The sequence below is a fragment of the Snodgrassella sp. CFCC 13594 genome (genome assembly GCF_001590725.1).
Lineage (GTDB): Bacteria > Pseudomonadota > Gammaproteobacteria > Burkholderiales > Neisseriaceae > Snodgrassella.
The window spans coordinates 202,870-222,147 of the sequence record NZ_LQXR01000001.1; the positions used below are offsets into that span (position 1 = coordinate 202,870).

A 19,278-nucleotide genomic window follows, 5' to 3' on the forward strand; every position below is an offset into this window, starting at 1 on the left:
TCAGTAACGAGGGCAGACCTTCTGCTGTGTTTGTACCGTACCTTGTTTGAAGGGCTGTGCGCAGCAACCGCGACCCTAACTGCCATCATTGTGGCAAAGTGTTTTGTATAATTGATTTTGTGCTGTTTTTTTGTGTGTCAGCCAATTGAAGTATCGGTGTGGTGGTATCAGTTTTCATGGTTGGTTGCGCTGTTCATCTTTGCAATTGGATTTGGGTGCATTAATATGATGCACATACTTCATCAATCATATTTGCGTCAAACCGAGCTTGTGTTTAAGCAAAGTGTTTTGTCTCTAAAGGAATGTCTGTGAATCAGCTAGCCCAATATATCGAAAATGTGGCGAAACAGGCCAAAGCCGCCTATTTTGCACTGGGGAGTGCCAATAGTACACAGAAAAATCAAGCCTTATTGGCTATGGCGGATGGTTTATTGCAACAGCAAGACATTGTGTTGGCGGCAAATGCCGAAGACATGGCTGCGGCGCGTAATAAGGGTCTGGATAGCGCCTTGTTGGATCGCTTACAACTGAATGAGCATACCATCGCTGCCATGGTAGAAGGTTTGCGCCAAATTGTTGCCTTGCCTGATCCTGTGGGCGAGATGGATGATTTTCGCACGCAAACATCAGGCATCACGGTGGGCAAGATGCGCGTGCCGCTGGGCGTCATTGGTATCATTTATGAATCGCGGCCAAATGTCACTATTGATGCGGCAGCATTGTGTTTGAAATCAGGAAATGCTTGTGTATTGCGGGGCGGCAGTGAAGCCATTCGCAGCAATCGGGCCATCGCCGCGGTTATTACCCAAGGTCTGCGTCACGCAGGGCTCCCTGAAGAGGCCATCCAGCTCATTACGGAACTGATCGCGATGGCGTAGGCATGTTGTTGCAATTACCTGAATATATTGATGTGATCATTCCGCGAGGCGGCAAAAGCCTGGTAGCGCGCATCAGCGCCGAGGCTAAGGTACCGGTGATTAAACATTTGGATGGCATTTGTCATGTGTATTTGGATGAGGACGCGGATGGCGACATGGCGATTCAGGTGGCCATCAATGCTAAGACTTCTCGATACGGCACGTGCAATACGATGGAGACCCTATTGATTCACCAGCAGCGCGCCGCCGAATGGCTGCCGCAATTGCAGGTAGCTTATGAGGCTAAGGGTGTTGAGCTGCGTGGTTGTGCGCAAGCGCAGGCGATACTGGGTGACAAAATTTTGCCGGCGACCGAAACGGATTGGCAGACAGAGTATTTGGCCCCCATTTTGTCGATTAAAGTGGTAGCGAACGTGGATGAAGCCATTGCCCATATCAACCATTATGGTAGCCATCACACCGACAGCATCATCACCAATAACTATCCCCGTGCCCAACAATTTTTACGTCAAGTCGATTCGGCGAGCGTGATGGTGAATGCATCCACTCGTTTCGCAGATGGATTTGAATACGGATTGGGTGCAGAAATCGGCATTTCCACCGATAAAATTCATGTACGTGGCCCAGTGGGTTTGCAAGGGCTCACCAGTCAGAAATGGGTGGTATTGGGGCATGGCGAAGTACGCCTTTAAATTCAGAATCAACAAGGGTGATGCTATTTTCTGCGAATTTGCACAAATTTGCAGGAAAATTACTGGGATGTCCTCTTTGATTTTGCGACAATGACGCCATAAAGCTTTCAGGCAACCTGAAATAATGACAGGTTGCCTGAAACATGAATAACGATCTAAAAACGCAATTCATTAATAAGGACACATTGTGAAACGCATCTTGCTGTTTATTGCTACCAACTTGGCGGTATTGCTCGTTATCAGCATCATCTTGAGTCTTCTGGGGGTGAATGGGCAATCCGGTGGCATGGGTGGTCTGCTGGTGTTTTCTGCCGTGGTTGGTTTTACCGGCTCGATTATTTCACTGTTGACTTCCAAATGGGTGGCCAAGCGTTCCGTTGGCGCGCAAGTGATTACCCAGCCCAGTAGTGAAGTGGAAGCCTGGTTGCTCAATACTGTGCAAAATTTGGCTAGGCAGTGGAATTTGCAAACCCCAGAAGTGGCGATTTACGATTCGCCAGAACCCAATGCGTTCGCGACAGGTGCGAGCCGCAATAATTCTTTGGTGGCGGTTAGCACCGGCTTATTGCGCAACATGACGCGCGATGAAGTTGAAGCAGTTTTGGCGCACGAAATGGCGCACGTGGGTAACGGAGACATGGTAACGTTAACACTGATTCAAGGGGTGGTGAATACATTTGTGGTGTTTTTATCACGCCTAATTTCAGGCATGGTGGCGCGCAATGATAATGGTGAGGTATCGCAGGGTACTTATTTTGTGGTGAGCATGGTATTGCAGTTGGTGTTTGGTTTTTTGGCCAGTTTAATCGTGATGTGGTTCAGTCGCCAACGTGAGTACCGCGCTGATGCAGGTGCCGCTAAATTGGTGGGTGCTCCTAAAATGATAGCGGCTTTGCAGCGTTTGAAAGGACAAACCAGTGAATTGCCGCAGGAAATGATGGCATTGGGGATTGCCAGTGAAAGTAGTCGTGATTCCCTGCTCAGTACGCATCCTTCTTTAGACAATCGAATCATGCGTTTGCAGCGTATGTGAAAAGATTTTTTAAAATGAAACGCAGCCATGTGGCTGCGTTTTTCTATTGAAGTGGGTTTGAGGTGGTGCAAGCCAATTGATTCTTTACATCGCATTCAATAACCCTTAACCAGTGTGTATTATGAATCAAATAAATCAGGCTGGGTGGTAGGGTTGGTGGTTGGTGCCGTGTCAAATCCATGCTGTCGAACGAGCCACATCATAATGACATTTTGGACATACTGTTGTTGTTCGGCGCTTAATGCAGTGTGTTTGGGAATGTGGTGCCATTTTTCCATACACGAACGACAACAGGTTGCAGTGGCATGTTGGGCCACAAAAACGGGATGACCACGCCAAGGTGTTTGTTTGCCATCATGCCTTGGGTCTGCCGCTGCGAGACGTTGTTGGATAAAATCGGCGGCGTGCTCAGCGATAACGTGCGGGCCTTTTTTTTGAGCATAAATTAAATCTTGGCCGCTGAGTTTGAAGCGGCGGCGAAATGAGGATTGTTGTAAGCGATCCCACAGCGGTGAATCTGCGGTGATGGTGGGCATAAAGCAGCGATTTCAATAAATGTTGGCAATGGTCGTTGATGGACGGCTCAAAAAGAGGGAAAGACGGAGTTTCTGATGGTCTTTTCGGCTTGTTGTTTTGCCTACTTCATGGCCGCACTCAACGCTTGTATATTGTGTCGGAATAAATCGACATACGTACCGGCCGGATTCCCTTGGCTTAGCGCATCAGAATAGAGATTGCCAGACACGTGCGCGCCTGTTGATTGGGCAATGCGATTAATCATCCGTGGGTCTTTGATGTTTTCGCTGAATACGGCCTTGATGTGCAGCTGCTTGATCTGGCGGATGATGCTGGCGACATCTTTGGCAGAAGGTTCGGCTTCGGTGCTCACTCCTTGTGGGGCAATGAATTGAATCTGATAGCGCCGACCCATATAGCCAAAGGCATCATGACTGGTGAGCACTTTGCGTTTAGCTACTGGAATGGCGGCAAAAGACTTTTGCGCATAGGCATGCAAGGATTTGAGCGTGTTTTCATAGCTACCCAAACGTTGCTGATAATAGGCTTTGCCTGCAGGATCCACTTTAATCAAAGCATTGGCCACGTTGCGCACATAGGTTTGCATCAGAACGGGGTCATTCCATACGTGCGGGTCATAGCGGCCATGTGTATGGCCGTGATCATCAGCATCTTTCACCACCATGGGACGGATGCCTTGTGCCGCATACGCGAGTGGCACTTTGCTCTGTTGCGCTGCTCGCTGTACGGCGGCAGGTTCAAAGCCATAACCGCTCAGCAAAACCAGCTTGGCATTACGCAGTTGGCGAATGTCGCTGGTTTTAAGTTGGTACACGTGGGCATCTTGTTGTGGGCCGACAAGGGTGTGCACTGTAATCCTGTTACCGCCGATCTGCTTGGTTACGTCACCCAAAATACTGAAGCTGGCCACCACCGGTATGGGTGCTGCAAATAGGCTGCCTGAAAGGAAAATACCCAATATGCCGAAGTAAAGACGTTTTAAACAGCTGGTTCTCATGCAAGTTATCTCAATGGTCAATGAATCATCAGAAAAAGGTTTATGCGGTGTGGTGGCGAGCGCGACGATAAAGCCGAGGTAGAATTCCACTTTCCCATCCCAATAAGATAGACGCCAAATATACCAAGCCGCAACACAAAATAATTGCAGGCCCTGATGGAATATTAACATAATAGGAAAAAAGCAGACCGGTCAAACCACACACCATGGCAATCAATGCCGCTAGCGTCATTAAGCCGCCCATGGTTTTGGCCCATAAGCGAGCACTGATGGGAGGTAACATCATTAGGCCTACCGACATCAATGTACCTAGGGCCTGAAAACCAGCGACCAGATTCAACACCACCAACACCAAAAATGCGATGTGCCAAAGCCCACCTTTACCACCAACCGACTGCAAAAATAAAGGGTCTATACTTTCCAACAATAAAGGCCGGTAAATCACGGCCAATACCACCAATGTAATGCTGGCCACGCCGCCTACTAGCAACAGCGAAGGACGGTCGACCGCCAAAATAGAGCCAAACAGTAAATTGAGCAAATCGACACTATTACCATTGCGGCTCACCAATACCACGCCTAAGGCCAAGCAGGTGAGGAAAAAAGCAGCAAAACTGGCGTCTTCTTTGATGTTGGTAAAACGGCTGGCTAAACCCGCAAACAAGGCCATCAGCAACCCAGCCACAAAACCGCCCACACTCATGGCTGGCAGGCTCAATCCTGCCACCATGTAACCCACAGCAGCACCTGGCAAGATGGCGTGTCCCAAAGCGTCGCCCACTAAACTCATGCGTCGCATCATGAGGAATACCCCCATTGGTGCCGCACTCAAGGCCAAGAAAACCACCGAAGCCAAGGCGTAACGCATGAAATCGAACTCAACAAAAGGCTCAATCAGCCCTTGATACAACCATTGCATGGAATTTCCTTTTTCAGGCAGCACACCATTCGTTGCTGTCGTGTTGTTGCATGGCATCGGCAGCGCGTTGCAAGTATGCATCAGTGAGTACCACCTCTGTTTTTCCTGCCGCAATTTTTTCCCGCGCCAGCAATAAGGTGTGTGGGAAATAGGCCCGCACCTGCTCATAATCATGCAATACGGCAATGACGGTGCAATGCTGACGTTGCTGGTGTTCGCGCAAAATGTCGAGTAGAGCGTAGGTGGTACGCGCATCAACGGCGTTAAATGGTTCATCGAGCAGCAAAACACGTGCATTTTGAGCCAGCATGCGCGCGAAAAGAATACGTTGGAATTGGCCGTTTGAGAGCTGTCCGATTGGTCGGCGCGCATAATCAAGCATGTCTACTTGTTTTAATGCTGCCTGAATTCGTGCTCGCAAGGCCGGTGTCAAACCCTTGAAATAACCGATTTCATACCACAAACCCATGGCCGTGAGCTCATAGACGCTTAATGGCTGGCTGCGGTCAATATCTGATTGCTGAGGCAAATAGGCAATATCGGCGCGTTGCAGACCGTGCCAATCGATGCGGCCTGTGTCTGCTTTCAATAGGCCCATAATGGCTTTAAGTAGAGTGGATTTGCCTGCACCATTGGGGCCGAATAACGCCCACATTTGATTGTCACCAAAATCGGCGCTGACATGGTGCACGGCTGGACGGTGGCGATAGCTAACGGTGAGGTTGTCAATGGCAATGCCCATTATTGCACCGCCCAAGCATACACGCCCCAAATCAATACCAGTAACACCAACGCCAATAGCAAACGTTTGCCTACGCCTGCCAGCAATAAAGATGGCATATTTATCCTTCAGTTTAAGTGAAATGACCCGTTCAATTCAGGCACTTTGATCTGGCTGAATATCTTGTCACCAAAATTTAGAGCGTAATGATACACCATAACATTTTTAGCCGCACCAGCTGACCTTGAGTGGCTAGATGGAGAGATAATTTGCATCCTGATAATGTTATGGTATAACATAAATATAAATAAAACAGCGGTAGATTATCACTGCAGTATTTCACCATGGTAGGAACACGAATGCACAAACAAAACATTACGGGCCAAACCAAGCTGCCCGTTACGGTGCTGTCTGGTTTTTTAGGGGCAGGTAAGACCACTTTGTTAAACCATATTCTGAATAATCGCGAAGGCCGAAAAGTGGCCGTGATTGTGAACGATATGTCAGAAGTCAATATTGATGAGGCGCTGGTGCGCGAAGGTGGGGCTGAGTTGTCGCGCACCGATGAAAAATTGGTGGCCATGAGTAATGGCTGCATTTGCTGTACCCTACGCGAGGATTTATTGGCCGAAGTGGCGCGCTTGGCTGCAGAAGGACGTTTTGATCAGCTGGTGATTGAATCTACTGGGATTGCTGAACCATTGCCGGTGGCGGAAACATTTACCTTTGCAGGTGAAGATGGTCGCTGTCTGAACGATGTCGCCCAGCTCGATACCATGGTCACAGTGGTGGATGCTTGCAATTTCCTTCGGGATTATGAAAGTCGTGATCGACTTCAGGCTCGAGGGGAATCGCTGGGCGATGGCGACGAGCGTACTGTGGTTGATCTTTTGGTAGACCAAGTGGAATTTTGTGATGTGTTGGTGCTGAATAAGACGGACTTGATTGATGAGGCAGATCGCCGCTACCTGCATTCGCTGTTGCATCAATTGAATCCACGGGCACGCATTCTGGAATCTCAGTTTGGTCAAGTGTCTTTGGACGCCGTTTTGAATACGGGTTTGTTTGATTTTGATGAAGCCGCACAGGCCCCAGGGTGGCTACAAGAATTACGTGGTACGCACACGCCAGAAACGGAGGAATATGGGATTACTAACTTTGTTTACCGGGCGCGGCGGCCATTTCACCCGCAACGATTATGGGATTGGATTAATACTGATTGGCCTGGGGTAGTGCGCTCTAAAGGTTATTTTTGGTTAGCCAGCGAGCCTGCTTTGGCTGGCACTTGGTCACAAGCTGGTGCGGTGGCACGCCATGGCGTGGCTGGATATTGGTGGGCCGCAGTGGAACGCACTGAATGGCCGCAAGATCCCGAATCTTTGGCGTTTATTCGCAGCCATTGGGATGAAGAGGTGGGTGATGCGCGCCAAGAGTGGGTGATGATTGGTATGGATATGGATGAAGCCGCGCTGCGCTCAGGGTTCGACGGCTGCTTGCTCACAGATGCGGAAATGGCTGCGGGCGTAGAGACATGGCAACAATGGCCATGTCCATTTGATGAATGGCGCCACCATGAGGCTGCCTGAAATCCAGGTTTATGGTGATAGCTCATCAACGTCAATTCATGATGCCGATAAATAATCATTTTTAAGTGATCTGAGTGATCAAGCAAACTAAGGGAGTGTTACCAGATGAAGGCTTGGAAAGCAAGTTTAGCAGTGGCAGTATTGGGTAGCTGGATGGGTTCAGTGCCAGTGTGGGCGCATGAAGTGTGGGTAAATACAGATCACACCCATGGCGGCGAAACATTGAAAGCGGAATTGGCTTATGGTCATTTTCCTGCTGCCATGACCATCAGTGCCGAACGGCAAGATATTTTCAAAAAACCATTGCAGTTGATTGGGCCTCAAGGCAAGCAAAATTTGCTGCAAAAAGGACTGCATAACTACAGCTATCAAAGTGCAAAACCTTTGCCAGAAGGTAGCTATTTGGTGTTGGCAGAATATGCGCCCACGTTTTGGTCTAAAAATGCACAAGGTTGGCGCCGCGCTAATTTGCAGCAAATGCCGGATGCCACTTATTGTGAAGAAACACGTATGTTTGGCAAGAATGTACTGAATGTAGGCCATGACAGTGCGGATACCAAAATTATTACCCAGCCCACGGGACAAGCACTGGAAATTGTTCCTTTGGATAACCCAGCTAATGTGCAAGTGGGCAAATCATTGCCGGTGCAAGTGTTGTATCAAGGCGAGCCCTTAGCCAATGCCACCGTTGTCGCCACCTTTGATGGTTTCACTCAACGTGATGCTGATGAACACAATCACGATTTGGAACCGCAAGCTTTTTCGGCTACCACCGATGGCCAGGGCAAAGTGGGTGTAATTCCGCTGCGGCAAGGGTTTTGGAAAGTAAGGGTGGTGCACAAAGCGGCATATGGAGATGCCAAGATTTGTCAATTTTCTGCTAATTATGCCACGCTGACATTCCAGATCGGCCATGTTCACTGAGGCTGTGGGCAATACACAATTTGGCTGCACGCATGGTGCGCGTCGGCCGCTTTTACAAGGAAGACAACAATGAAACAATGGCAATTGGGCGCCGTAGCTGCGCTATTTTCAGGCAGCCTGATGGCGGCACCGCTGCCGGTGGTGGCCAGCTTCAGCGTATTGGGTGATGTGGTGCATCAAATAGGGGGCAACCGAGTATCGGTGCAAACGATCGTGGGGCCAGACCAAGATGCACACACCTACCAATTAACGCCTGCAGATGTGCGCAAAATCCGTACCGCCAAGTTGGTGGTGTTTAATGGTTTGGGTTTGGAAAAAGCCGCAGAAGTGCGTGCTGCCCAGCAAGCAAAAGTGCCTGTGGCCTATGCTAGTAGTGGCATCAAAGCAGCCAAAGCGGAAGAAGAGGAGCATGATCATGGCCATGAAGGTCATGATCACGGTGAGTTTGACCCACACGTATGGAACGACCCCGTCCTGATGCAAACCTATGTGCGCAACGTGGCCAATGCTTTGATTAAAGTGGATCCTGCAGGCAAAGCCTATTATCAGCAACGTTTGGGTAGCTATGAAAACACACTCAAATCCTTGCATGCCTATGCGCAAAAGTCTTTTGCCGCCATTCCCGTCGCCAAACGCAAAGTGCTCACCAGTCATGATGCCTTTGGCTATATGGGTCGTCGCTATCAGATTCAATTCATTGCCCCACAAGGAGTGAGCACCGAAGCCGAACCTTCTGCCAAAGATGTCGCCAGCATCATCCGCCAAGTAAAACAGCAAGGCATCAAAGCCATTTTCTTTGAAAACATCAAAAACCCACGCGTAGTACAGCAAATCGCGCGTGAAACGGGCACTGCCATCAAAGGTGAATTATATTCAGATGCATTGAGCAAAAATGCTCAGGCCAATACCTATGCCAATATGTTTCGACACAATGTGGCACAGCTGAGCCGTGCCATGAAATAAGATGCGTTTGTCCTGACTTGGCCGCCAGAATCATTTCTGGCGGTTTTTTTTACCCGGAAAACAAGCGGATGGGGCGCTGTTGAATCAGGGTGATCCGAGACAAACTGGTTTTAAATCGGCCAAGACGTATGATGAGTGAGCGCCCGAATAACCAAACGGTTGGGGAGCAAGGCCTGCTGTACACGGGCCGACAATGGACTGGCCTCGCCCAGCATCATCGCGGCTAGGGCTTCACTGCATAAAGGTGCAGTGGCTAAGCCGCGGCTACCATGGGCGCTGTTAACGAAGAGATTGGGGACAAATGGGCAAGGCGATTGAAGGGGTAGGTTTTTATCATTCGCCAATTTTGCATATACCGCCCGCATGGCCGCAGCATCCCCTATGGGTCCAACCACAGGGAGGTGGTCATAAGCATCACAGCGTACAGCGGCATGGCCTGCCAATGGGGATGTTTTGGCCTGCGCCATTTGGCATTCTGCTGCCAAATCTGGGATCAGATGACTGAGTTGTTGCCAGTTTTCCGTATTATCCGCTTGGCTCATTGCATCGCTGTCATTCCCGGGCGCAAAGCTGGCCCCAAAACATATTTTATCTTGCCAGGGCGGGCTGACATAACTGGCACCACTAAGGGCACAGCGCAGGCCATTCAGGCCGGGGAGGGCTGCGGCCACGGTGGTTTGCCCGCGAATGCGCTGAAAAGGCCAACCCAGCATCGGTCCGATGTGGCCACTTTGTGCGCCGGTACACAGCACCACATGTGATGCGGCTATATGTGTGTTGCCTGAAGGCGTTTGGGTGTGTACCAGCCACTCATTGTTGTGCCACCTCATGTGTTCCATGCGGGTATGCTCAAACATCTGTATCAAGGGGTGTTTGAGCAAGCCATGTACCCATGCAGGCGGGTGTAGGGAAACGCCTTGCGGCCACCATAAGGCATTTTGGTGGATGCGGATGCCAGCCAATTGGCTGGCCGTTGCTGCATTAATATAGTCATACAATGCGCCTGAATGTGATTGTGTGGCTAAAGCTTGGTTGCGTCGGCGTTCTTGTTCGTTGTAATCCAAGTGCAAAACCCCGCAAGCTTGCCATTCTTGCTGCATGGGTAAAATGTGGCTTAGTAGTTGGCGGCTGTATGCATAACCCGCAAGCAGTAACTCGCTTTGAATGGTGTTGTGGGCAGAGATTTTGGCATAGAGTAAGCCTTGGCGATTGCCTGAGGCCGCATGAGCTACTGCGCCGCTGTCGATGACGGTGACCGAAATACCACGAACAGCCAAAGCATAAGCAGTAGCTGCACCCGCAATGCCAGCACCCACCACCATGACGTGTGTCATAGGCGTAGGGTGAGGCAGATGCAGCCAAGGCTTGGGCGCTGCATCTGCAGCAAAATTTGCCTGCCAGTCATCAAGATGATCGGGATGAATCAGCAATAAACGAACATGGGACAAAAATTGGGGTATGCAGAATACAGGTTGGTGCTGATACAGCGTTTGAGCCAACTGCAACGCGGATTGCAATGGCTCCGGAGCGGTGTTTGGTGATGCGTTTGCTGCTTCAGGCAGCCAGTGATCGCTGATGATAAGCCAAGTTTGATGCTGCATGGGTGCTTGTAGATGCGCTTCCCATAACGCGCGCATACTGGGCCAGTGGTGCCAGCATTGATTGATGCCCATCATGGTTTAGGTGGCCACGTTTTGGGTGCAGAGGCACCGCCTTGGTTCATCCATTGCCACTGCTTTTTCAGGGTTTGGCTGAGTGTTTGTTGTTTTTGCTGTGGGGTTTGCAGTCCGGCTGTTAAGCGTTGGTAATCAACACTGAACGAAGGGCGCATGAGGCTGCCATTCATCTTTAGTGGCAAGCGGTTACGGCTTCCGGGCTGGCGTGTGTTGATGAGTACATCATAATTCATGCTTTTTTGGCCTAAATTAACCAGCCCCAAACCGCTGATATCGAAATTTTTGGCATGTACGCTGATGGTGCTTTTTCGGCTTAGACCTTGTTCTAAAGGCATGATTAATTGCAAACTTTGAAAAGGGGTTTGGCTGAGTTCGTTGTAGGCCAATGTGGTTTGGGTGAGGGCATTGTTTTGCAAGATGTTATTGATGTCGATACCACGCATGCTGCCTTGCTGTAGATTTAATTGTGTAGTACCGGCTAAGTGAGCCAACCAATCGCGGCTGTTGAGCCCTTGGCTACGCAAGTTAAACTGCGCATTGCCCTGGCCATCAAGGTTGTGAAATCCCAAACTGTCTTGCAAGAGCGGCTTGATTTGCACTTGACTGAAATTTTGTTGTATCTGCCATTGTAATGGTTGAGTATTGTCGATGCGCAGCATGCCATCGCTGTGGCCTTCATAGAGGCTAGCGCGCAAAGGATTGGCCACTAAGCTGTGCTCATCCAGTTGGATTTGCGTGGTGATATCGCTCAATTGCATCATGGGGGTGATGATGCGCCCAATTTGCAGCTGCCATTGCCAGTGCCAGTTGTGCAGATATTGCTGCCAGCGTTGAAGCCATTGAGGGTTAATTTGCAGTGGCTGTGCGTTTTGAAGGTAGGGGCCCAGATTGAATTGGTCTAAGCTCAGGTTGCCTGAAAGCGTGCGTTGTCCATCTGGCTGTTGTTGAAAATCAGCGGCCAAATGGACCGGTTGGTTGTCTAATGTACCCTGCCATTGCATGTGTGCCTTGTTCAAGCCTTGGCCGCTGATACGACCGCTCAGTTCACTTAGCCAGCGGGGATTGGGTAGTCGATTAACGGTGTCCTGATGGCTACTAAACGTTAAATCATCCAATACCCACTGTTGGTTGTTGGGCCACAACAGTCGCCCAGATAAGGATAAAGCGGCTTGACGAATGCCGTTTTGCCAGCTGCTTTCTATTTGGAATTGACCGATTTGCCAGCGCTGTTGCTGCCAGCGCAGCTGGTTGAGGTTGATGGTGGCATTGAGGGCATGGTTTTGTTCTTGTCCAGTAATAACAGCATTGAGTTGAGGAATGATGAAATCCGCCCCGTTAAGCTGCCAATCTTTGCCCGTGCCACTGGCGTGAAGTGCCGCCCGTTCGCTTTGCCACTCCCACTGCACGTCGCCTGTGCGCAAACGATGGGTTTCCGGTTGCCAGGTACCATCAAATCCCCATTTTGCACGGGTGTGGCCCAAATAAGGCAACTGGCCTTCGGCCACGACTGCAAGATTTTGCCAGACCCATTGCTTATCTTGATGTCGGTTGCCACTGATTTGCCAATCGATGGCTGGCCAGCCTTGTTTTTGCCAAATGCCACTGAGTTCAAAAGGGCTGTTGACGTCGTTTAAATCAATTATTTTACCTTGTAATTGGCGCCACTCTTGGCGTTGACCTGCGCTATCAATTACATTGAAATCGCCGTTGTTGATGAGGACGCGGTTGATTTGGGTTGGTTGGGTTGGTTCTCGCCATAATTGCAGTAGATCAGCAAAATTGGTGTTGCCCTGAGCATTGATGCGCACTTGAGCAGTTACGTCTTGCCATTGTAATTTTTCAATGTGGGTTGTACCCAATAAGCTTGACCAGCCTAAGCCAATTTTTAGGCTGCCTGCATGCAAGTCAGTCCCTGTGCGGGTGGGATTGCTGATGTCGACTTGAGACAATGTTACGGTTGGGCGAGGGAACCAGCCACGATCAATGTTGTGATCAAAACGGATTTGGCGCCCCGTTTGGGCGATGATGCCATTGAGGTGCTGATCCAGTTTAATGGGGTTGAATACATAGTGCAAAGTCGCTGCACTGGCTACCAGCAAGAGTAGCATAGCAATGCTGCCGTAAACCAGGGTTTTGAGCCAAAATTTACCGGAGTGGAGAAGCGAAATCATGAGATACGGTCATGTGGTTAAACAGGTCCATGGGTGAAACAATTCTTAGAGGGTACACCACATTAAAACATCTTGAAAAGGCGATAGCAGGCAATTTTGTGTCAAGAATGGCGGAATACCCGTTCAGGGAAATCAGCTATCGGGCGTCAACGCACTCAGCAAACGGCTGATGTACGCCATTGCTTGATGGGTGTGTTGTCGACGAAAGTCGGGTCGGTCATCTATGGGTTGGATGTTGGCCGCGTAGCCAATGATGCCGCAAACGTGTGCATAGGCCATGCCCAATTCTTTTGCCAAAATCGCTTCTGGCATGCCGGTCATGCCCAATAAGTCGCCACCATCTTGAGCAAAACGTTTGGCTTCTGCCATGGTGGCTAAGCGCGGTCCTTGTGTGCAGGCGTAAACAGCTTGTGCATGAATGGCCGTATGGGTGTCTCTGGCCAATTGAATGATGCGCTGGCGTAGCGCTGAATCATAGGGTTCGCTGAAGTCGGTGTGCACCACTTCTTGGCTTTGGCCTTCGAAAAAAGTGTGTGCGCGGTTATGGGTGTAATCAATGAGATCATGCGGCACCACCAGCGAACCTGGTTGCAATTCATGGACCAAGCTGGCCACGGCACTCACCGAAATGATTTGCTGTGCGCCCATGTGGTGTAAGGCCCATATATTGGCTCGGTAGTTGATTTCATGTGGTGCCCAAACGTGATTGGCACCATGTCGAGCCAGCAGAGCCACTGCCCATTCACCCAAGTGGCCAAAGTAAATTGGTGCGGATGGCAAACCGTAGGGCGTGCGCACGACTTCACGGCGTTGAATCACAAATTCAGGCAGCGTATTTAAACCGCTGCCGCTGAGTATGGCAAGCATGTGGGTATCCGCAATTGAGATGAAGGGAAGGGATTGTATCGGTAGAGTGCGGTTTTCGGCAAACCAGCACGTTGTAGCCAGGCCCACAACCAAAGGTCTAATATCGTTGCAGGCTTGGCTGGTGTAGTAAGGATTAATGCATCATCGGCGCCGTTGACGTGGCACCTAAGCCTTCTTTGCGTACCGGAACCTGAATGGTAATGGGGTGGGTGTGTTTAAAGGTGAGTGTGAGCGGGATTTGGGTGCCTACCTTTAAAGGTTGTTTCAAACCCATCAGCATAATGTGGTGGCCGCCTGGCTGTAAGGCTGTGATTTTGGCATTGGGCAAAGCAACGCCTTGTGGCACGGGGCGCATTTTCATCATCCCATCGATGTTGATTGTTTCGTGTATTTCAGTTTGAGTGGCTATGGGCGTGCTTACTGAAACCAAAGCATCATCTTTGCCGGTGTGATTATTTAAATTCATAAACACGCCACCCATGGTGACACCCGGTACCGTAAAACGGGCCCAGGCTTGCTCGGCTGTCATGCCATGAGCCAGGGTCAAACCAGTACTACTGAGCAGGCTGGCAGCGAAAAATAATGATTTGATCTTCATGTTGTGTGTTTTCCTCTTGATAAAAACGATGACTCAATATGAAATATGGCTATATTCAGGCAACCTAAAAGCATGAGTTGCCTGAATACAAGGGATATAAAACCATTAGCGCTGTTGATTATGCTTTGATGTATGGGGCGATGATTTGCAGCAGTTGCGCCAGCACCTTGGGGTTGCCGGTTACGATATCGCCACTGGATAGCCAGTTTTGCTCGCCTTGCATATCGGTCACCAAACCGCCTGCTTCCTGCACAAGCAAGGCACCAGCAGCGATATCCCAAGGCTTCAGATTGAATTCGAAGTAACCATCAACACGGCCACTGGCTACATTACACAAATCCAGAGCGGCTGAGCCTTCGCGACGTGCGCCTGCGGTTTTACTCAAAACCTCTTTCAGAATGGCCAAATAGCTATCCATCATGCTTTGGTCAACAACTGGGAATCCAGTGGCAATCAAGCAGCGTGGTAGGTCGATACGATTGCTGACGCGTATGCGCTTGTCGTTAAGTAAAGCGCCTTGACCGCGGCTGGCTGTATACAAGTCATTGTATTCTGGCGCATAGATCAATGCCTCGGTGAGCACACCTTTGTGCTGCAACGCCATGGAAATAGCGTATTGCTTATGGCCGTGAAGGAAATTGGTGGTGCCATCCAAAGGGTCGATAATCCATCGGTATTCGGCATGTTCATGGCCATGTAAGCCAGATTCTTCTGCCACGATGGCATGGTGGGGGTAGGCCTCATTGATGGCTTGAATCAGAATATTTTCGGCTTCACGATCAACATCGGAAACAAAATCATTGTAGGCTTTGCTGTCTACTTTAATGGCGCCTAAATTGGTCGCAGCGCGGGTCATCATGTGGCCTGCTTTGCGCGCAGCTTTCCAGGCGGTATTCAAAATCGGATTCATGGTGCGTACTCGTATGGTGATTTTAGGCAAGCATGGTGCTGCCAGATGGTGCTGTTAAAGAACAAAAGCCGCAGGCCAAGCCGCGCGGCAGATAATGGCTCAATTATACGGGAAATTCAGTGCTGGCTAAAGAGGATGTACGTAAATGGCTCATTCTGGAACAAGCGAAGCAGGCTATGCTTTGCTACAATAACCGCGTTTTGCTGTGTCCAGTGCGGGCACGGTATTTGGACAGAAAGACCATGGAAAAACCGCAATTACCGTCTTGTTTAGACAATATTATCGTGGTGCTGTCACGCACCAGCCATCCTGCCAATATCGGTTCTGCGGCGCGCGCCATGAAAACGATGGGGTTAACCCGATTAACATTGGTCTCACCTCATTTAATGGCGACGCCTATGACTCCAGAACCACCATCGTTTGATGCGGATCATGCTCAGGATTTCAGGCTGCCTGAAGAAAGTTTCGTCTTGGCTTCAGGCGCCCGTGACGTATTAGAAGAGGCCCGCATAGTGGCCTCATTGGATGAGGCATTGGCCGATACAGTGGTGTCTTGCGCGCTCACCAGCCGCAAGCGTGAGTTAACCGCGCCCATGCACACGCCGCGCGAATTGGCCCCTGCATTGCTGCAAACTGCTGCTGCGGGGGAACAAGTAGCGCTGGTGTTTGGTAATGAAACATTTGGCCTGAGCATTGAAGAAGTGCAAAGTTGCAATCGCCTGATGACCATCAATGGCAATCCTCATTATTTCTCACTCAATTTAGCCCAAGCCGTCCAAGTGGTGACTTATGAATTGTTTAGCCACACAGACGTGCCCATGGATTATCTCCAACAAGCCGCTCATTTGGCTACCCATGAACAGGTAGCAGGTATGGTAGCGCACCTACAAAATGTGATGGGGGAACTGGGCTTTTTTGAACGACGCAATGAAGCGCGTTTGATGCGGCGCATGGCCGCTTTGTTTGACCGGGCGCAAGTCAATACAGAAGACATTGATATTTTGCGGGGTTTTTTTAAAACCGTCAGCAAACAAGTTGAGCGCAGCCAATAACCATTCATTAATGTAATTATCTGAGGGGTAATGCATGAAACTCATCATGGGCTTGTTGCTGGTGATAGCGGTGGCGTTGTGGCTTCGACGTGCACTGGCGCATCACTCCAAAAAGCGTTCGTCGCATGACGGATCTGTAGCAGCAGAGCATGTTCGTGCCTATATCGTGCAGCATTATTCGCCGAATCGCGTGGAGCTCGTCAAAAAATTGCGCCAAGCGTTTCCAAGCATGACCATGCATCAAGCAAACGCCGCAGTGACGGCATTTGAGGCTGAAAAACACCGAGTATCGAATCCATGAATTATGCTTTGGACGCTTTGTGGTGGCGCTTGAAAACACCCATGGTGCGTGATTTGGCTAGCTTATTGACGGCACCTGCACCGTGGCTAAGTGGTTGTGAGCTGCCAGTTTCGGTGTTGTTGGGTGATGGCGGATTTCGTTATTTATTGGCTTTGGATGACGAACCTTCTGTGATGCATGATTGGTTGGTATCCAAAGCGCCTTTTGGTCAGCGATTGGGTTTGTATGCTGAGTCCTTATTGGCGTTTTGGTTTACCCATGCACCACATTCGATATTGTTGGCACACAATTTGGCGCTGCGCACGCCTACGCAAACGGTGGGTGCTGCTGATTTTATGGTGCGTTTAAATGGGGTTCTGTATCACTTGGAGCTGGCCTGCAAATATTACGGTGGTTGTGGCCGATCTTTAGGCGATTTTGTGGGCTTGAACCCACAAGACGCGATGGAAAATAAGATTGAGAAGATTCAACAACAATTGCGCTTGTCGCAGCATCCAGCATTTCAGGTAGCCTTAATGGCATGTGGCATTCATGACGAACCAATACACCGTGCCACGGTTTTGCGCGGTATGCTGTTTGCGCCTGCGTTGCCATCTATTGCCCCCATTAATCGATTGGCTTGGCAAGGTGGCTGGGGTTGCGAATGGGCAGCGTTGGCAACGCAATTACCAGAAAATATTTCTTCATTACGGTTTGCTTCGGTACCGCGGCTGGCGCAATTGTCGCCGTTGCGCCAAGCGGCAGAACCACTGCTTTGGGACGAAGTTGAGCATACGATATCAGTGGGCATGGTAGCGGTACTAGAACAACGGGCTGATGAGTATTGGCATGAAGTGATGCGCCTGATGAAAACAGAAGCACCTTGAATGGTATGACAGGCAGTGTTTGTGTTGTTGCCTGAATGCGTTAGGCGTCTGCAATGCGTATTTTTTTAAAGCGGCTTATGGTACACTTGCGGTTTCATTTTTTGCATTCATTGGCTTGAATTGGCAGGCACTATTGCGCCGGCTATGCCGATGGGTGAATCAACCAACACTTGAATTAACGGAAAGATTAAGGGTTTACGATGAGCGTAACGGTAGAAAAATTGGACAATCTGGAGCGTAAAGTGGTTTTGGCTTTGCCTTGGGATGACATCAATGCCAAAGTCAGTGCACGTTTGCAAAACACACAAAAGCGCGCGCGCATCGACGGTTTCCGTCCAGGTAAAGCACCATTGAAAATGATTGATTCTATGTATGGTGCAGGTATCCGTGATGAAGTGTTGAATGAAACGGCGCAAAAAGCGTTTTATGACACCGTGGTGGAAGAAAAATTGAAGGTCGCTGGTTTGCAGCGTTTGGATGCTTTGGATGACAAAGAGCAAGACGACGACAAAAATTTCAAAATTGCTGCTGTATTTGAGGTTTATCCTGACGTTGCGGTTGGCGATTTGGCTGCACAAGAAGTTACCAAAGTCAGTACCGAAGTCGGCGATGCTGAAGTAGATAAAACCATTGATATTTTGCGTCAGCAACGCACCCGCTTTAACCGCGTGGAGCGCGAAGCCAAAGAAGGTGATCGTGTGATCATTGATTTTGCCGGTAAAGTAGACGGCGAGGCTTTTGAAGGTGGCTCTTCTGAAAATTACCCGTTTTTGTTGGGCAAAGGTCAAATGTTGCCTGAATTTGAAGCGGGTGTTGTCGGCATGAAAGAGGGTGATGTTAAAGAAGTCAATGTGACATTCCCTGAAGACTATCATGGCAAAGACGTGGCGGGTAAAACTGCGGTATTCACCATTACCTTGAAAAATGTAGCTGAGGCTATATTGCCAGAAGTCGATGCTGAGTTTGCTAAATCTTTGGGTATTGCCGATGGTGATGTGGCCAAAATGCGCGAAGAAGTGAAGAAAAACGTGTCTCGCGAAGTGAACCGTCGTGTGGGCGAAATGACCAAAGAAAGCGTGATGAACGCTTTATTGGCCTCAACACCGATTGATGTTCCCGGTGTTTTGGTTGAGCAAGAAGCGCGTCATTTGGCCGAACAAATGAAGGAAAATTTCACCAATCAAGGCATGGATCCGAAAAATTTGGATTTGCCGTTGGACATGTTTAAAGAAGCTGCTAAACGCCGTGTATCCATTAGCTTGGTGATGGCTCAGTTGATTGAAGATGAAAAATTGGACCCCACTGAAGATCAGATTAAAGCTGTGGTGAATGAGTTTGCAGAAAGCTATGAAGACCCACAAGAAGTGGTTGATTGGTATTTCAGTGACAAGAAAAATCTACAAGGCCCAACTGCGTTGGCGGTAGAAAATAATGTGGTTGAATACATTTTGGGTAAAGCCAAAGTGGAAGAGAAAAAACTCTCTTTTGATGAAGTCATGGGTCAACAAGGCCAAGCCTAAATAGGCTGCCTGAAACTGAAAAGCACCAAAGTGGTTTTGTCGCTGCTTGGGTGCTTTTTTATCGAAT

At 49.4% G+C, this 19,278-nt stretch carries 17 protein-coding genes and 1 pseudogene; 9 read left to right on the plus strand and 9 right to left on the minus strand.

Going from position 1 to position 19,278, the window contains the following annotated elements; genetic code table 11:
* Positions 1-308 precede the first annotated feature (308 nt).
* Positions 309-1,570, plus strand: a pseudogene (locus A2F46_RS00945) (glutamate-5-semialdehyde dehydrogenase).
* Between the two features lie 187 nt (positions 1,571-1,757).
* On the plus strand, positions 1,758-2,603 hold the full coding sequence (htpX, locus tag A2F46_RS00950; protein ID WP_066565622.1) for a protease HtpX: 846 nt from the start codon (positions 1,758-1,760) through the stop codon (positions 2,601-2,603).
* 119 nt (positions 2,604-2,722) lie between these two features.
* Here htpX and A2F46_RS00955 read toward each other — a convergent pair whose 3' ends face one another.
* From A2F46_RS00955 to A2F46_RS00970, 4 genes are all read right to left on the minus strand, one after another.
* Positions 2,723-3,139: a DUF4186 domain-containing protein gene (locus A2F46_RS00955; RefSeq protein ID WP_066565624.1), complete on the minus strand. Its 417-nt coding sequence runs from the start codon at positions 3,137-3,139 to the stop codon at positions 2,723-2,725.
* Between the two features lie 101 nt (positions 3,140-3,240).
* Positions 3,241-4,137 carry a metal ABC transporter solute-binding protein, Zn/Mn family gene (locus A2F46_RS00960; RefSeq protein ID WP_066565626.1) on the minus strand — a complete coding sequence of 299 codons (897 nt, stop codon included), beginning with the start codon at positions 4,135-4,137 and terminating at the stop codon, positions 3,241-3,243.
* A gap of 40 nt (positions 4,138-4,177) precedes the next feature.
* The gene (locus tag A2F46_RS00965; protein WP_066565627.1) at positions 4,178-5,056 is read right to left on the minus strand and encodes a metal ABC transporter permease; all 879 of its coding nucleotides are present in this window, start codon (positions 5,054-5,056) and stop codon (positions 4,178-4,180) included.
* A 13-nt stretch (positions 5,057-5,069) separates the two neighbouring features.
* Positions 5,070-5,798, minus strand: coding sequence for a metal ABC transporter ATP-binding protein (locus A2F46_RS00970; RefSeq protein WP_197457507.1), 729 nt, complete (start codon positions 5,796-5,798; stop codon positions 5,070-5,072).
* Positions 5,799-6,136: 338 nt separating this feature from the next.
* On the opposite strand from A2F46_RS00970, the gene zigA reads away from it, so the two are divergent.
* The 3 genes from zigA (at position 6,137) to A2F46_RS00985 (ending at position 9,250) form a co-directional block, all read left to right on the plus strand.
* Positions 6,137-7,363, plus strand: a complete 1,227-nt coding sequence (gene zigA / locus A2F46_RS00975; RefSeq protein WP_082783525.1) for a zinc metallochaperone GTPase ZigA — start codon at positions 6,137-6,139, stop codon at positions 7,361-7,363.
* 105 nt (positions 7,364-7,468) lie between these two features.
* Positions 7,469-8,287 carry a DUF4198 domain-containing protein gene (locus tag A2F46_RS00980; protein ID WP_066565631.1) on the plus strand — a complete coding sequence of 273 codons (819 nt, stop codon included), beginning with the start codon at positions 7,469-7,471 and terminating at the stop codon, positions 8,285-8,287.
* A 69-nt stretch (positions 8,288-8,356) separates the two neighbouring features.
* Positions 8,357-9,250 carry a metal ABC transporter solute-binding protein, Zn/Mn family gene (locus A2F46_RS00985; protein ID WP_066565633.1) on the plus strand — a complete coding sequence of 298 codons (894 nt, stop codon included), beginning with the start codon at positions 8,357-8,359 and terminating at the stop codon, positions 9,248-9,250.
* A 110-nt stretch (positions 9,251-9,360) separates the two neighbouring features.
* Here the strand turns inward: A2F46_RS00985 and mnmC are convergent, their stop codons facing one another.
* The 5 genes from mnmC to A2F46_RS01010 form a co-directional block, all read right to left on the minus strand.
* Entirely contained in the window at positions 9,361-10,926 is a 1,566-nt protein-coding gene (mnmC, locus tag A2F46_RS00990; protein WP_066565635.1) for an FAD-dependent 5-carboxymethylaminomethyl-2-thiouridine(34) oxidoreductase MnmC, read from the minus strand.
* The gene (locus A2F46_RS00995; RefSeq protein ID WP_066565640.1) at positions 10,923-13,097 is read right to left on the minus strand and encodes an AsmA family protein; all 2,175 of its coding nucleotides are present in this window, start codon (positions 13,095-13,097) and stop codon (positions 10,923-10,925) included. Before A2F46_RS00995 ends, mnmC begins: the two co-directional genes overlap by 4 nt.
* Positions 13,098-13,229: 132 nt before the next feature.
* Complete coding sequence (locus A2F46_RS01000) at positions 13,230-13,964, minus strand: S-methyl-5'-thioinosine phosphorylase (protein ID WP_066565642.1); 735 nt, start codon at positions 13,962-13,964, stop codon at positions 13,230-13,232.
* A 133-nt stretch (positions 13,965-14,097) separates the two neighbouring features.
* A complete protein-coding gene (locus A2F46_RS01005) occupies positions 14,098-14,562 on the minus strand; it encodes a copper chaperone PCu(A)C (RefSeq protein ID WP_066565643.1) in 465 nt (154 codons plus the stop codon).
* A gap of 118 nt (positions 14,563-14,680) precedes the next feature.
* The gene (locus A2F46_RS01010; RefSeq protein ID WP_066565648.1) at positions 14,681-15,472 is read right to left on the minus strand and encodes an inositol monophosphatase family protein; all 792 of its coding nucleotides are present in this window, start codon (positions 15,470-15,472) and stop codon (positions 14,681-14,683) included.
* 242 nt (positions 15,473-15,714) lie between these two features.
* On the opposite strand from A2F46_RS01010, the gene A2F46_RS01015 reads away from it, so the two are divergent.
* The 4 genes from A2F46_RS01015 (at position 15,715) to tig (ending at position 19,211) form a co-directional block, all read left to right on the plus strand.
* Complete coding sequence (locus tag A2F46_RS01015; protein ID WP_066565649.1) at positions 15,715-16,524, plus strand: RNA methyltransferase; 810 nt, start codon at positions 15,715-15,717, stop codon at positions 16,522-16,524.
* 34 nt (positions 16,525-16,558) lie between these two features.
* The gene (locus A2F46_RS01020; protein WP_066565651.1) at positions 16,559-16,825 is read left to right on the plus strand and encodes a hypothetical protein; all 267 of its coding nucleotides are present in this window, start codon (positions 16,559-16,561) and stop codon (positions 16,823-16,825) included.
* The gene (locus A2F46_RS01025) at positions 16,822-17,691 is read left to right on the plus strand and encodes a DUF1853 family protein (protein ID WP_066565656.1); all 870 of its coding nucleotides are present in this window, start codon (positions 16,822-16,824) and stop codon (positions 17,689-17,691) included. Before A2F46_RS01020 ends, A2F46_RS01025 begins: the two co-directional genes overlap by 4 nt.
* A 200-nt stretch (positions 17,692-17,891) precedes the next feature.
* Complete coding sequence (tig, locus tag A2F46_RS01030; protein ID WP_066565659.1) at positions 17,892-19,211, plus strand: trigger factor; 1,320 nt, start codon at positions 17,892-17,894, stop codon at positions 19,209-19,211.
* Positions 19,212-19,278 lie beyond the last annotated feature (67 nt).